Origin of the sequence: Escherichia sp. XD33 (genome assembly GCF_019375075.1) — a bacterium.
Taxonomy (GTDB): domain Bacteria; phylum Pseudomonadota; class Gammaproteobacteria; order Enterobacterales; family Enterobacteriaceae; genus Enterobacter; species Enterobacter flexneri_A.
Genome location: NZ_JAENDM010000003.1, coordinates 100722 through 114247, shown reverse-complemented (window position 1 = coordinate 114247; position 13526 = coordinate 100722). Strand labels below are relative to the sequence as shown.

Here is a 13526-nt window from a genome sequence, read left to right as displayed (position 1 = left end):
AAACAAGGGTAACATAGGATCAATGAGGGTTAGAGCATATGCGTCTGTCGGCAAACAGACAGGGAAATACTTGTGCTGGACGTAGCGTAAACGCCTGATCCGTCCAACGGTTCGGATTTTGTAGGCCTGATAAGACGCGGTAGCGTCGCATCAGGCATCTGTTGCCGGATGCGGCGTAAACGCCTTATCCGTCCTACGAATTACTTATAAATTACCGCAGTACCGCTTAATTTATTGTTGTTGGTGGCGGAAGTGATGCTGTATCCACTGGCACCGGCTGCCGCGGCTTTCTCAGCCAGTTTCGCTTCCAGGGCATCGAGGGTGGATGCGCCATCGGCAGAAACCACGCCGATTTTATTCATGTTCTGTGCCTGGGATGCCGTTACCGGTTCCGCCGCGAACACGCCAAATGACAGAGTTGAAAGAGCCATAGCAGCAACAACAGTATTGATAGTTTTCATAATTAATCTCTCGCAGGTGATTTTTGTATAAGTGACGTTGTTTCGTCGATGTGATGAGTATCACGTTTTTTTACGAGAGATAAAATCGAAGAGAATTGACCGCCTTGTTCAAATAAATTGATTGATATCTAACCTACTGATAAACCATTTATTTGTTGTACTTATGAACTTGTTTTATACCGCGTGGCAGTCACAGCAGCGTTAAAGGCACGGAATGCCACGCAAAATACAAATTATACTCGCTATGCATCTCGCCAGTTGTAGTTAACGTAACTGGCTGTCTTTCGAACCTCTGCGATTATATCCTGTATAAGCTGGTTTTTGTAAATCTTTCTCCTGCTGACAATGAATACATAAGCGCACGCCAGGAATGGCTTCCCGACGGGCCTGCGGGATGGGGGCACCGCACTCTTCACATTCATCCAGGCTTTCGCCGCGCGGAATTTCACCCCGAGCGCGGGCAATCGCATCTTCAATTGTACTGTTGATCTGTTCGTTGACGGCGTCATCGTTAGCCCAACCGGATGCCATATCGACCTCCCCATATCAATACTTGTACAGTTAAGTGTAGCTAATCCAGGGACGAACTCGGGCAGTTCAAGCATCAGATCTCCGACCATTCCCGCAGCAGATTATGATAAAGATTAAGCAGCGACAGGATCTCTTCACTTTCGCCGTAGCGGCTTTTCAGCGACTGAATATTGTTGTCCAGTTCAAACAGCATGGCGCGCTTTTTATCATCGCGGATCATCGACTGGATCCACATAAATGATGCCACTCGTACGCCGCGGGTTACGGGTGTCACGCAATGCAGGCTGCTGGAGGGATACAACACGAGATCGCCTGCCGGGAGTTTTACCCGATGTTGTCCGAAGGTGTCATTAACGACCAGTTCGCCGCCGTCGTAGCTTTGTGGATCGCTTAAAAACAGCGTGGCAGAAAGGTCAGTACGCATCCAGCCGTTTTGTGGATGGCTGCGTACTGCGCCATCCACATGGAAACCATAGGTTTCATTGTTCTGATAGCGATTAAACAGCGGCGTGGAAAGGGTACGCGGCAAGGCCGCGGCAAAGAATAAAGCATGTTGGTTAACCGCGTTCAGCACCTCATTTTGCAGGGCGGCGTATAACGTGCTGCGGGTGTCGACCTGTTGATTGTTCTTAACTTGCGCACCTTGTGCGCCGGTGGTGACGCGTCCATCCACCCATTCGGCTTGTTCCAGTTGTTCGCGAAAACGAGCGACGTCCTGTGGCGATAACACGCCGGGAATGTGGTACATCATACAATTTCTCCAAAAAGTGGGGCCTGCGCCCCACATCTGATTCAGAAATGCATATTGGCTGTGAGCAAGAAGGTTCTTGGCTCGCCCGGGTGATAACGGTAGCCGCTCTTGTTGATTGAGGCGACGTAATCGGTATCAAACAGGTTGTAAACGTTTAGCTGGAAGTCGAGATTGCGATTAACTCGATACCCCAGTTTGGCATCGGCGACCCAGTAACCTTCGGTAAACGCTGGCGTTCCCACCGCGCCGTCTGAACCTTTATGCATACTGCCGATATAGCGTGCGCCCGCGCCAACAGAGATATCGTCGGTTGCCTGATATTGGCTCCATAAGGTGAAGGCGTGCTCCGGGGTATACGGCAGCGATGAGGAACCATCCTGGGCAACATCTTTGCCGTTTTTGATGGTTGCTTTTTGCTGGGTATAGCCGCCAATCACCTGCCACGCGGGAGTGATATTCCCGGCCACGGATATCTCATAGCCTTCGACGCGTTTCTTACCGTATTGCGAGTAAGTTCCGTCATCATTTTGCTCAACTTCATTTTCGATATCAGTGCGGAACAGCGCGGCGGTGAGCAACAGACGTTTATCCAGAACCTGCCATTTGGTGCCAATCTCGCTGGTGTTGGCTTTTTGCGGTTTAAAATCGGTGCGGTTGGCACTGTTACCGCTGCCAGACTGCGCAAGGGCGAAGTTGTTGCCGCCCGGAGGCTGCTGGGAAACGGCATAGTTAATATAGACATTGCCGTTTTCCGTCAGGTGATACAGCGCCCCGGCTTTCCAGTTCATCAGATTGCCCGACTTGGCGGTGTCGACGGTGGTGACCGGAGAACCTTTTGCCACACCAGTTGGGCAGGTGATGGCACCGCGTCCGCTGCCGCCGCAGGCGGTGGCACTGTCATATTCAGTATGATAATTATCCAGACGGATCCCGCCGTTCAGCTCAAAATCACGGGTGATTTGCAGCGTATCAAAGGCGTAAATTGCGAAGGTATCCGTCTGACCATTGGCGTTTGCGCCGTTGCGCGTCAGGCCGCCGGGATGAATGCTGCTGTCAGGATGATAAATATTTACCGCGGGTAACGTCACCGGATTAACGCCGTAGTTAGTCTGCGTTTCACGGGTAAATTCCACGCCGGTACTGACATCATGACCGATAGAACCGGTATAGAACGTCGAGGTCAGGTTGGTCTGGTTGGTGAGAATTTTATTACTCACATCTTTGGTATTCGCCGTGCGTGACCAGGTCCAGCTATTCACATCGCTGGTGGGCTGAGTAATATTCGACGCCCCGCCCATAATCGCCGTCATCAGGTAATCCTGCTTTACGCGCGACCAACGGGTAGTATTGCGAATGGTGGTGTTATCGTTGATGTCGTGCTCAAAACGCATGGTGGCGGTGTCGGTGGTCGAATCGTCGTAATCGGAATCCGTGCCGTAAAAGTTATGAGTATCAACTTTTCCGGAATGATTCAGGGCCGCCGTTCCCGCAGATGGGGCAGAATAGCCCGGCAAACCGATGGTCGGAATGCCGCCGTCTGGCGTGTTGTGCTGGGTGACATGCATATAATTAAGATACAAACGATTCGCTGTACCAAGGCCAAAAGCGACAGAAGGGGCGACGCCGTAACGCTCATTTTTGACTTTGTCGCGTCCGGCATCGTGCGTTTTTTCGCCCATTACATTCAGGCGCACCGCGGTGGTATCACCAATGACCTGATTGACGTCCAGCGTGCCGCGGCGGAACCAGGCGCTGCCAATACTGGCGGAGGCGTCAATGCCGGAATCATTGCGCGGCTGCTTGCTGATCATATTGATCGAGCCTGTCGGTGCGCTGCGCCCGTAGTCGGTGCCGGACGGCCCTTTAATCACTTCGACCTGCTCGGTATTGAAGGTGTCGCGCGAGACGCTGCCGATATCGCGAATGCCATCAATATAAATACTGTTAGAGGTATCGGCACCACGCATATAAATGGCGTCGCCAGTGGTGGAGTTACCGTTCTCACCCGCAAAAAACGCACCCACGCCGGGGACGTTTTTGAGCGCGTCGGTAAGGTTGGTTGCGCCCTGATCTTTAATCACTTGTTCAGAAATTACCGTCATCGTGCGGGTAGTATCCGCTACCGGACGCGAGAATTTCGGATCGGCAGATTGTTGTGGCGCATAAAGCGAAGGCGTTGATGCTTCGACAACCAGCGTGTCATCCGCGTTAGTTTGCCCTTCGGCGGCGAGTGCCTGAGCCACAGGCGTGATGCCAATACAAAGACCGGCAAAGAACGTGAGCGAATGAAATTGTCTGGCAGGGAAATTGCGATTGTTTTCCATTTTGCAGGTGACTTTTTCTTATATGTTGAAATTTTCACTGCCACGAGAAAGCCTCTCTGCGGATGCGATGCCACTGTTAATCCCGTGATAGTGCTCGTGAAAGTGATAATAATTTTGATAAGCATTATCACTTGGAGCGATTTTCTATCACCCATTGCGCGAAAAAGAAATACATTTATTTACATTGAGTTCATATTTGATGTTTTTTGATTACAAAACAGACGAAAACTGCATCCAGAGGCGAATGCAGTTACGTTGGTGGGGTTATTTGTAGATGGTTGCAGTACCGAACATCTGGTCATTTCCGCCTGCGGAATTAATGACATAACCTTTCGCGCCTTGTTCGCGCGCTTTTTCTGCCAGTTTATCCTCCAGATCGCTTAGGTTTGATGCGCCAGTTGCCGAAACGGTACCGGCGGGCCGTAGCTGACCGCTGTCCAGGTTACTCATCGGTTGCGCGGCATAAGCCGTGAGAGAGATTCCGCTCAGGACGGTGGCAATCAGTAGTGTGAGGCACTTTTTCATAATGACATCCTCATAAATACAACGGGTAGTGCCTGATAAGTGTAGGTCGCCTGCGCGATGCAAATGACGCAAAAAATTGACAGAGATGTGCTTATTTTTTGAACGATATATTTTTACAAAATAAGACAAATCAATGACATGCATAATGCTGATTTTTATGATGAATTGCCATAAACCATAGCCATGTTAAGGTTTTGGGGAATGATAAACGCAGCCAGATATTTACCCTGTCGCGTTATGCGGGTATCTTACGCCGCTGCTTAAAGGAGAATGCTATGTCCGCCCAGAAACCGGGGTTGCATCCGCGCAACCGTCATCACAGCCGCTACGATCTCGCCACGCTTTGTCAGGTCAATCCTGAACTCAGGCAATTCCTCACGCTTACACCCGCCGGGGAGCAAAGCGTAGACTTTGCCAATCCGCTGGCGGTGAAGGCGCTCAATAAGGCGTTGCTGGCCCATTTTTACGCCGTAGCGAACTGGGATATCCCCGACGGTTTTCTCTGCCCACCAGTACCGGGCCGGGCGGATTATATTCATCACCTTGCCGATTTACTGGCAGAAGCAAGCGGAACAATTCCAGCGAATGCCAGCATTCTGGATATCGGCGTTGGTGCGAACTGTATTTATCCGCTGATTGGCGTACATGAATATGGCTGGCGTTTTACCGGTAGTGAAACCAGCAGCCAGGCGTTAAGCAGTGCGCAGGCGATTATCAGTTCTAATCCGGGGCTTAACCGCGCCATTCGTCTGCGTCGGCAAAAAGAGAGTGGGGCGATTTTTAACGGCATCATCCATAAAAACGAGCAATACGACGCGACCTTGTGTAACCCGCCATTCCACGATTCCGCCGCTGCGGCACGGGCAGGTAGTGAGCGTAAACGCCGTAACCTGGGGCTGAACAAAGACGATGCACTGAACTTTGGCGGCCAGCAACAGGAGTTGTGGTGTGAAGGCGGTGAAGTCACCTTTATCAAAAAGATGATTGAAGAGAGCAAAGGCTTCGCGAAGCAGGTGATGTGGTTTACATCACTGGTATCTCGTGGTGAAAACTTACCGCCGTTGTATCGTGCCCTGACGGACGTGGGCGCGGTGAAGGTGGTTAAAAAAGAGATGGCCCAGGGGCAAAAGCAGAGTCGCTTTATTGCCTGGACCTTTATGAACGACGAGCAGCGCCGCCGTTTTGTCAATCGCCAGCGTTAAAGCGTTGGTTCCCCCGGCGGTAACGGTTCAGCCGGGGTCGCGCCCGGAGCAGGCAGCACCTGATAAGTCTGCACTGGCGCGCGAACGCCCGCCAGGTCGAAATGTTTTTTCACCTGGCTGTCGAGGGCAAAGCGTACCGTCCACTGTTTGAGTGGCAGCGTGGTGAACGAAACACGCAGTGTAAACGCGGTATTGCTTAAGCCGACAATCCCGGCAAAATTCGGTTCACCAATAATCAGCCCGCGAATTTCTTCGTTTTCCATTAATTCCGCTACCGCATCTTTCAGTGCCTGATTGGCTTTATCAGCATCTTCATGGCGATCAACATCATAATTTGCCACCACCGAACCAATGCCGCGGACAAAGTTAGCAAAGGTGGTTATCGAAGACCACGGAATGATGTGATACGCCCCGGTATCCTGTCGTACGCCCACGGAGCGAATCGACATCCGTTCCACTGTGCCGGTCAACGGCCCGATAGTCACCAAATCTCCAGTGTTCATGCCGTTTTCAAACTGAATAAATACCCCGGTGATAATATCTTTCACCAGCGTTTGCGAACCAAACGAGATAGCCAGACCTAATGCCCCGGCACCTGCCAGCAATGGCGCGATATTGACGCCGATTTCCGACAACACAATCATGATGGTGATGGTACTGATAATCACCGCCAGCGCGTTACGAAACAGCGTAAGCAGGGTACGCGTGCGGGCGCTGGGTAGCGGGCGGCCATGAATATCCGAAGCCAGCCGGTTTTCGATCAAACTGGCGAGCACCGTCCAGCCAACCGCCGAGAAGAAAAGAATGAGTGCGATACGGATCAGGATATCTACGGTTTTCTGCCCCGCGCCGTTTTGCAGCCAGTTCCAGAAATCGAACAATCCCCATGCGCTCAACAGCAACATTACCGCCACGCAGACTGTCAGAATACGCGCCGTTTTCAGCGCCGCCGACAGCCAGCCATTCAACCGTTTTTGCAGCTCCGGATAGTTACGCTGAGTATGTGGCGAGAGAGTGATGGTTTTCGCCAGCCAGCGGGAAAACATACCGGAAACAAACGCTGCGATACCAATAATCGCCAGGCTGCGCACCGTTGCACCCATCATAAATTTCAGGCTGTTGCCCGGATCGAACAACGAAAAGAAAAACAGCACGATAAAATAGGCGCTTGCCAGCCAGTGCCACACCAGCGCAAAGGCGCGGATAAACAGGCTGAAAAAGGCCAGCGAATGCTCCGCGAAGTTGAGCAAATGCTGGGTAATCTCTTTTTTATTACGAAAGATCAGGTACAACGCCCAGACGGTCATGCACAGCATAATGATGACGTTCGCCAGCGCACCTATCTGTACATTCACCTGATTAGAGATAATCGGCACGGCCACAATCAGGCCATAACCTATCAAACTGCTTAACCAGCTCAGGCGACGACTCCAGTAACGGGCGCTCTCGTCCTGAATCGTGAACGGGCGCAGCTCCGCCACGTTTGGGCAAAAAATCAGGCGTAGTACGGCTTTGAAAAATTCAATGAGGGCAAAGGCGTTGAGAAACAAACTTTGTTGGAAAGCGATGGTGCGACTGCCTGCATTCAGGTTGTCGCTTAATACCTGGCCGACAAATAATGTCAGGGCCAGTAACAGCAGGTCGATAATAAACGCCCCGATAATCATCGCCGGAAGCTGCAACCAGTTGCTGCGCTCACGATTTTTTTGCCGCGCCCACTGACCCATTTTGCGATACAGCGGCAGTGCGCACAGGCGAATCAGCCAGTAAAAACCAAACACTAATACCGCTAACATTGAAAAATGGGTCAGCGCATTGCTGAAGGTTTGTGGATTAAACGGCTTATGCGGGGAGCCGGTGATATTGCGATAAAGTTGCCCGAAGCGGGCGGAAAGGGCTTCACCATAATGGCGGCTGACTTCGGTGACCTTTTGCAGCACGGTTTGCTCTTCGACCAGCGTCGGCGGCACTATTTTTGGTACCGGTTCAGCAGGGGGCGTAGCGGCAACGGTGCGCAACTGGTCGATCAACTCTTTACGCGAGGTGTCATTATCCAGCACATCCGCCAGTGCGCCATAGGCCGCTTTTTTTTGTTCGATATCCGGTTCCGGGGCCGGTTCAGTCGTTGAGTCCGTTGTCGTTGTGGTTGTAACGCCGGGTATGGATACCGCGTGGGCAGGTGCGCCCAGCAGGCAGAAGAGGATGAACAGGATCCACCGCATGACTCCTCCAGTGAGAAAATAGAGCAAAAAGATAAGTATAGATGCTGGAGGAGGGGCGATTTTAAATGAGAGGAATCTGGTGTGCCTCCCTTTCGGGTGAAAGGGAGGAAGGGATATTAAGCAGGTTGCTGACAACGTGCGGGCTTTTTTGCCGGATGCGGCGTGAACGCCTTATCCGTCCTACAAGTTCATGCAATTTTAATAAGTTGCCAGATATCCTGTAGGCCTGATAAGCGTAGCGCATCAGGCAATGTGTCTTATTAAGAGACGTGCTGCAAAAATTCCTGCAAGCGCTGGCTCGGCGGGTTCTTGATCAACACCTGCGGATTGCCATCTTCCGCAATCCGGCCTTTGTCGATAAAGATCAGCCGCGAAGCTACTTTCTCGGCAAAACCGATTTCGTGGGTCACGATCACCATCGTCATCCCTTCTTCAGCCAGATCCTGCATAACCTTCAGCACTTCATGGCGCAGTTCCGGGTCAAGAGCGGAAGTCGGTTCATCAAACAGCATCATTTTCGGCTTCACCGCCAGCGCGCGGGCAATCGCCACACGCTGCTGTTGACCACCAGAAAGTTCGGAAGGGTAGTGATGTGCACGTTCTGCCAGACCGACTTTCGCCAGCAGCTCACGTGCCAGTTTTTCCGCCTCTTCTTTGTTCGCGCCACGCACGCGTAGCGGGCCAAACATGACGTTTTCCAGCGCCGTCAGATGCGGGAAGAGGTAAAACTGCTGGAACACCATACCTGCTTCCTGGCGAATCAGGCGCTCGTCAACTTTCGGATCGTTAACCTTCAGGCCATCGACAATCAGATCGCCGGAGGTGATTTCTTCCAGTTTGTTGATGCAGCGCAGCAGGGTCGATTTACCGGAACCGGACGGCCCGATAATCACCACGACTTCGCCCTGGGCAATGTTCAAATCGATATTGTGCAGCACCTGGGTTGGGCCAAAGTGCTTGGAGACGTTTTTAAATTCAATCACAGGATTTTCATCCTTCTTTCCAGACGACGCAGAATAAAGCTCAGCACCAGGGTAATAATCAGATAGAACACCGCCACGGCGCTCCAGATCTCAAGGGCGCGGAAGTTACCGGCAATAATTTCTTGCCCCTGACGGGTCAGTTCCGCCACGCCGATCACAATAAACAGCGAGGTGTCTTTAATGCTGATGATCCACTGGTTACCCAGCGGCGGCAGCATACGACGCAGTGCCAGCGGTAAAATGACGTAGCGAATGGTTTCCCAACGTGAAAGACCGAGCGCCAGTCCTGCTTCACGAAAACCTTTGTGGATAGACAGCACCGCACCACGCGTGATTTCCGCAATATACGCGCCGGAGTTGATCATGATGGTGACCACCGCCGCAGTAAATGGGTCGATGCGTAAGTCGTTAAACGCCATCGGCAGGGCGAAATAAATAAACATCACCTGGACGACGATAGGTGTGCCGCGGATCACTTCAATAAAGACCAGCGCGACGTGGTTGGCTATCCAACCTCCGAAGGTGCGTGCAAAACCTGCCAGCAATCCGATTACCAGACCGCCTGCCAGACCGAGGACCGAAATCCACAGGGTCATTTTGGCACCTTCAATCAGAAGCGGAATGGCAGGCCAGATGGCACTCCAGTCAAACTGCATATGTTGTTCCTGTTACCGTGGTGTAAATAATCAAATTCAGGGTAATTAATGGCCCCGGAGCGGGTTTGCGCCCCTCACCCTAATCCTCTCCCCATAGGGGAGAGGGAACTGCCAGTGCGTTTTACAGGTGTAGCGTTATTATTTCGGTTCAGTACCGAACCATTTTTTGTAGATTTCGTTGTAAGTTCCGTTCTCGCGCAGGGTTTTCAACGCGCCGTTGACTTTGTCACGCAGCTCGTCGCTACCTTTCGGGAACGCAATACCGTATTGCTGCGCTTCCAGAGAGTCACCTACCGCTTTGAACTGACCGTTACCGGCGGTTTTGATGAAGTACAGAATGTTTGGCGTATCGTGCAGAACGGCGTCTGCGCGGTTGGTGCCCAGTTCCATATAGGCGTTATCGATGTTCGGGAACTGACGCAGATCTTTAGTTTTGATGTTTGCTTTCGCGTAATCAACGGAGCCAGTACCGCTCTTCACAGCAACCACTTTCCCGTCGAGATCTTTCACGCTTTTCACATCGTTATTGTTAGCTTTCACCATCACTAACAGGCCGCTTTTGTAGTAGCCGTCAGAGAAATCGATCGCTTTTTTACGCTCGTCGGTGATGGTAATGCCCGCCAGCGCCAGATCGACGTTTTTGGTTTGCAGTGCCGGAATGATCCCACTGAAATCCATCGGCTTCAGTTCGTAATCCAGCTTCAGCTCTTTAGCGATGGCAGCCCACAGATCAACGTCAAAGCCCACATATTTATCGCCCTGTTTAAATTCAAACGGAACGAAGGCGGTATCCGTCGCGACAACTAATTTTTTATCCGCGGCATGAGAAGAAACCGCAAAAGCCAGGGTCAGTGCAGCCAGTGAAACTTTTAATACAGACTTCATAGCATTTCCTTTTTTCTATCCACGGGACGATCCCCTGCGTGACATTCACATATATGAAAAAATCGTGCCAGTTTTGCAACTCCTTGATTTTTCGAGATGCGGCAAAAACGTGATGCACGATTTATAGGGCAATACCCTGAAGATGCACCATTCTGGGGCACCAATCTGGTGCGCTAAAATTGTGCACTCAACACAGTGATTATTTAGCGTAAAACCTGATGAAAAAACAATCTTTATGTAACGATTGTGTGATGATGTGGATACAAAAAATTTACTTAATCAACTGGAGATAGCAGATGGATGCACTAAATAAGTGCGTTGAGGTGGGCTGCAAAACAAAACGGCCTCCTGTCAGGAAGCCGCTTTTATCGGGTACTAAAGTTCTGCACCATCAGCGATGGATTTATTCGATGTTAGACTCGATAAACCACAGGAATTTATCCAGGTCGCGAGACGCGGCGGTCAGGATATCTGCGGTGTCGTCATCTTTCGCTTCGCCAATCGCTTTGCGTACGTCATTAGCGACGATTGCGTAACGGTCAGCCAGTTCTTTCAGGTGATCCTGAACGTTGTGGATGTCCAGCGGGTAACTTTTCAGCGGGGTTTTGCTGTTGATAACTTGAGTGGTCCCCAGAGCTACACCGCCCAGCTGCACTGCACGTTCTGCCATGGTATCCAGATGATCGATCAGTGCGGTGCGGAAGCCATCCAGCATTTCATGTACGGCAATGAAGTTAGCGCCGCGCATGTTCCAGTGCGCTTGTTTGGTAATCAAAGAAAGATCAATAAACTGGATAACCTGGCGATTCAGCAACTCTACTGTTGCTTTTTTCTCGCTGTCGGAGACATCGTTGCGGGTATAAAGCAGATTGGTCGCTTTTGATTTAACTAATTTAGCGGTACTCATAATTTCATATCCTCTTGATGTTATGTCCCAGTAATTAACGAGACTAAGTATAGCACCGGCTATGTGTTCCGCTATTCTGGCTGTTCCTATCACACTAATAGTGGTAACAAGCGTGAAAAACAAAACTAATAAAGATTCAATGAGTTAGATATATTGATAAGAACAATTCTTATTTATCTGCTCGCCAGGAGTTTTCGGAATAAATATGCTTTTGCATAATTCGATATATAAAGACGGTGTAGAGGAAAAGTAGCGAGAAATTCTGCATGGTTATGCATAACCATGCAGAAATGTAAATTTAATTAATGTCTAATTCTTTTATTTTGCTCTCTTTGCGTACTGTCAGCGTAGACCCCATTGAAGCGGCGATGATAGCGCCGAGCGCCAGTAGCTGTATGGGTGTCAGTGTTTCTCCGAGGAAAATCATCCCGGAAACGGCAGCCAGCGCCGGTTCCATGCTCATCAGCGTACCAAATGTCCGTGTTGGCAAACGGGTGAGGGCAATCATTTCCAGCGAATAAGGCAGAGCGGTCGAGAGAATAGCGACAGCCAGACCCAATGGAATAACCGACCAGTGCCAGAGTGCTTCACCAGCCTGAAGCGCTCCAATTGGCACGAAAATTAACGCTGCAATCAACGAACCAATTGCCACCGTCGCAGGGCCATGTTCCGCTCCTGCGCGTTGCCCACTTAAAATGTAAATAGCCCAACAAGCCCCGGCCCCCAGTGCCAGCGCACAGCCGGTTAAATCGACATGGGAAACGTCTTGCCCCAGCGGTAGCAGGAACCACAGACCAAGAACCGCCAGCACAACCCAGACGAAATCTACCGGGCGACGAGAAGAGAACAGCGCCACCGCCAGTGGTCCGGTGAACTCCAGCGCCACCGCAATACCCAGCGGTACTGTCTGAATAGAAAGATAAAAAAGATAATTCATCCCACCCAGCGAAACGCCGTAAAACAACAGCGGTAACCGTTGCTCTTTGGCAAAGCGCAGTCGCCATGGCTTAAAGAACGCGATGAGGATCAGCGTTCCTAATGCCAGACGCAGCGCAGTGACACCCGGTGCGCCCACCAGAGGAAAAAGTGACTTAGCTAACGAGGCTCCACCCTGAATAGACGCCATGGCAACGAGCAATATGACTATTGGTAACCAGACCGGCATTTTACGTAATGAACCAGGCATCCTTTCTCCCACAAATATCTAGACTTAAGTAAAGCGTGGAGTGTACTGGATATACCCAATGCTGGTTGAGCATTTGTTGAAAAAATTTTCCCCCGTTTTGACTAAAATGCGCCAGGATTGATGGAATCATTAGTCTGGTGATTAGGAATAATCTGGATGAATGACAGGGAAAACATGCGTAATACTTACGCAGTTCTCTGAAAAAGTGATTTAAATTTAGATGGATAGCGGTGTATGGAAACGTTCTGTTACATGAAATGGCCCGTTAGACATCACAAATCGCGAAGAGTTTCCCATTAATTTTTGATATATTTAAAACTTAGGACTTATTTGAATCACATTTGAGGTGGTTATGAAAAAAATTGCATGTCTTTCAGCACTGGCCGCAGTTCTGGCTTTCACCGCAGGTACTTCCGTAGCTGCGACTTCTACTGTAACTGGCGGTTACGCACAGAGCGACGCTCAGGGCCAAATGAACAAAATGGGCGGTTTCAACCTGAAATACCGCTATGAAGAAGACAACAGCCCGCTGGGTGTGATCGGTTCTTTCACTTACACCGAGAAAAGCCGTACTGCAAGCTCTGGTGACTACAACAAAAACCAGTACTACGGCATCACTGCTGGTCCGGCTTACCGCATTAACGACTGGGCAAGCATCTACGGTGTAGTGGGTGTGGGTTATGGTAAATTCCAGACCACTGAATACCCGACCTACAAACACGACACCAGCGACTACGGTTTCTCCTACGGTGCGGGTCTGCAGTTCAACCCGATGGAAAACGTTGCTCTGGACTTCTCTTACGAGCAGAGCCGTATTCGTAGCGTTGACGTAGGCACCTGGATTGCCGGTGTTGGTTACCGCTTCTAATCACTTTGGTGATATAAAAAATCCG

At 50.6% G+C, this 13526-nt stretch carries 15 protein-coding genes; 4 read left to right on the top strand and 11 right to left on the bottom strand.

Annotated features, from left to right (window positions below):
• The first annotated feature begins 38 nt into the window (after positions 1-38).
• Positions 39-98 carry a protein YbiE gene (gene ybiE, locus K0778_RS03415; RefSeq protein WP_211180490.1) on the top strand — a complete coding sequence of 20 codons (60 nt, stop codon included), beginning with the start codon at positions 39-41 and terminating at the stop codon, positions 96-98.
• A 102-nt stretch (positions 99-200) separates the two neighbouring features.
• Here ybiE and ybiJ read toward each other — a convergent pair whose 3' ends face one another.
• The 5 genes from ybiJ to mcbA all read right to left on the bottom strand — a co-directional run bounded on the left by ybiJ (position 201) and on the right by mcbA (position 4592).
• Positions 201-461: a DUF1471 family protein YbiJ gene (gene ybiJ, locus K0778_RS03410; protein WP_000849301.1), complete on the bottom strand. Its 261-nt coding sequence runs from the start codon at positions 459-461 to the stop codon at positions 201-203.
• Between the two features lie 264 nt (positions 462-725).
• Complete coding sequence (ybiI, locus tag K0778_RS03405; protein WP_000146343.1) at positions 726-992, bottom strand: C4-type zinc finger protein YbiI; 267 nt, start codon at positions 990-992, stop codon at positions 726-728.
• 73 nt (positions 993-1065) lie between these two features.
• Positions 1066-1743 (bottom strand): PKHD-type hydroxylase YbiX, encoded by a 678-nt coding sequence (gene ybiX / locus K0778_RS03400; protein WP_000990177.1) that lies wholly within the window; start codon positions 1741-1743, stop codon positions 1066-1068.
• Between the two features lie 41 nt (positions 1744-1784).
• On the bottom strand, positions 1785-4067 hold the full coding sequence (locus K0778_RS03395; protein ID WP_153449055.1) for a catecholate siderophore receptor Fiu: 2283 nt from the start codon (positions 4065-4067) through the stop codon (positions 1785-1787).
• Positions 4068-4331: 264 nt separating this feature from the next.
• Positions 4332-4592: a DUF1471 family periplasmic protein McbA gene (gene mcbA / locus K0778_RS03390; RefSeq protein ID WP_000710619.1), complete on the bottom strand. Its 261-nt coding sequence runs from the start codon at positions 4590-4592 to the stop codon at positions 4332-4334.
• Positions 4593-4867: 275 nt separating this feature from the next.
• On the opposite strand from mcbA, the gene rlmF reads away from it, so the two are divergent.
• On the top strand, positions 4868-5794 hold the full coding sequence (gene rlmF, locus K0778_RS03385) for a 23S rRNA (adenine(1618)-N(6))-methyltransferase RlmF (protein ID WP_001295299.1): 927 nt from the start codon (positions 4868-4870) through the stop codon (positions 5792-5794).
• Here the strand turns inward: rlmF and ybiO are convergent.
• The 6 genes from ybiO to rhtA form a co-directional block, all read right to left on the bottom strand.
• Positions 5791-8016, bottom strand: coding sequence for a mechanosensitive channel protein (ybiO, locus tag K0778_RS03380; protein WP_001267253.1), 2226 nt, complete (start codon positions 8014-8016; stop codon positions 5791-5793). The two genes, rlmF and ybiO, sit on opposite strands and share 4 nt — an antisense overlap.
• 260 nt (positions 8017-8276) lie before the next feature.
• Positions 8277-8999 (bottom strand): glutamine ABC transporter ATP-binding protein GlnQ, encoded by a 723-nt coding sequence (gene glnQ, locus K0778_RS03375; protein ID WP_000569083.1) that lies wholly within the window; start codon positions 8997-8999, stop codon positions 8277-8279.
• Complete coding sequence (gene glnP, locus K0778_RS03370; protein WP_001159065.1) at positions 8996-9655, bottom strand: glutamine ABC transporter permease GlnP; 660 nt, start codon at positions 9653-9655, stop codon at positions 8996-8998. Before glnP ends, glnQ begins: the two co-directional genes overlap by 4 nt.
• 138 nt (positions 9656-9793) lie before the next feature.
• Entirely contained in the window at positions 9794-10540 is a 747-nt protein-coding gene (gene glnH / locus K0778_RS03365) for a glutamine ABC transporter substrate-binding protein GlnH (protein ID WP_000843866.1), read from the bottom strand.
• Between the two features lie 403 nt (positions 10541-10943).
• Complete coding sequence (gene dps, locus K0778_RS03360; protein WP_000100800.1) at positions 10944-11447, bottom strand: DNA starvation/stationary phase protection protein Dps; 504 nt, start codon at positions 11445-11447, stop codon at positions 10944-10946.
• Positions 11448-11745: 298 nt separating this feature from the next.
• Positions 11746-12633: a threonine/homoserine exporter RhtA gene (gene rhtA / locus K0778_RS03355; RefSeq protein WP_001295297.1), complete on the bottom strand. Its 888-nt coding sequence runs from the start codon at positions 12631-12633 to the stop codon at positions 11746-11748.
• A 234-nt stretch (positions 12634-12867) separates the two neighbouring features.
• Between rhtA and K0778_RS03350 the strand changes: the two genes are divergently transcribed.
• Both K0778_RS03350 and ompX read left to right on the top strand, forming a co-directional pair.
• Positions 12868-12933: a protein YliM gene (locus K0778_RS03350; RefSeq protein WP_120795379.1), complete on the top strand. Its 66-nt coding sequence runs from the start codon at positions 12868-12870 to the stop codon at positions 12931-12933.
• A 52-nt stretch (positions 12934-12985) separates the two neighbouring features.
• Positions 12986-13501: an outer membrane protein OmpX gene (gene ompX, locus K0778_RS03345; RefSeq protein WP_001295296.1), complete on the top strand. Its 516-nt coding sequence runs from the start codon at positions 12986-12988 to the stop codon at positions 13499-13501.
• Positions 13502-13526: the final 25 nt, after the last annotated feature.

Bases quoted from the DNA above. Each gene is read 5' to 3' on its own strand.
- glnH (WP_000843866.1), bottom strand. From the start codon at position 10,540: ATGAAGTCTGTATTAAAAGTTTCACTGGCTGCACTGACCCTGGCTTTT.
- ybiX (WP_000990177.1), bottom strand. From the start codon at position 1,743: ATGATGTACCACATTCCCGGCGTGTTATCGCCACAGGACGTCGCTCGT.
- dps (WP_000100800.1), bottom strand. From the start codon at position 11,447: ATGAGTACCGCTAAATTAGTTAAATCAAAAGCGACCAATCTGCTTTAT.
- K0778_RS03395 (WP_153449055.1), bottom strand. From the start codon at position 4,067: ATGGAAAACAATCGCAATTTCCCTGCCAGACAATTTCATTCGCTCACG.
- rhtA (WP_001295297.1), bottom strand. From the start codon at position 12,633: ATGCCTGGTTCATTACGTAAAATGCCGGTCTGGTTACCAATAGTCATA.
- ybiO (WP_001267253.1), bottom strand. From the start codon at position 8,016: ATGCGGTGGATCCTGTTCATCCTCTTCTGCCTGCTGGGCGCACCTGCC.
- mcbA (WP_000710619.1), bottom strand. From the start codon at position 4,592: ATGAAAAAGTGCCTCACACTACTGATTGCCACCGTCCTGAGCGGAATC.
- ompX (WP_001295296.1), top strand. From the start codon at position 12,986: ATGAAAAAAATTGCATGTCTTTCAGCACTGGCCGCAGTTCTGGCTTTC.
- glnP (WP_001159065.1), bottom strand. From the start codon at position 9,655: ATGCAGTTTGACTGGAGTGCCATCTGGCCTGCCATTCCGCTTCTGATT.
- ybiI (WP_000146343.1), bottom strand. From the start codon at position 992: ATGGCATCCGGTTGGGCTAACGATGACGCCGTCAACGAACAGATCAAC.
- ybiJ (WP_000849301.1), bottom strand. From the start codon at position 461: ATGAAAACTATCAATACTGTTGTTGCTGCTATGGCTCTTTCAACTCTG.
- rlmF (WP_001295299.1), top strand. From the start codon at position 4,868: ATGTCCGCCCAGAAACCGGGGTTGCATCCGCGCAACCGTCATCACAGC.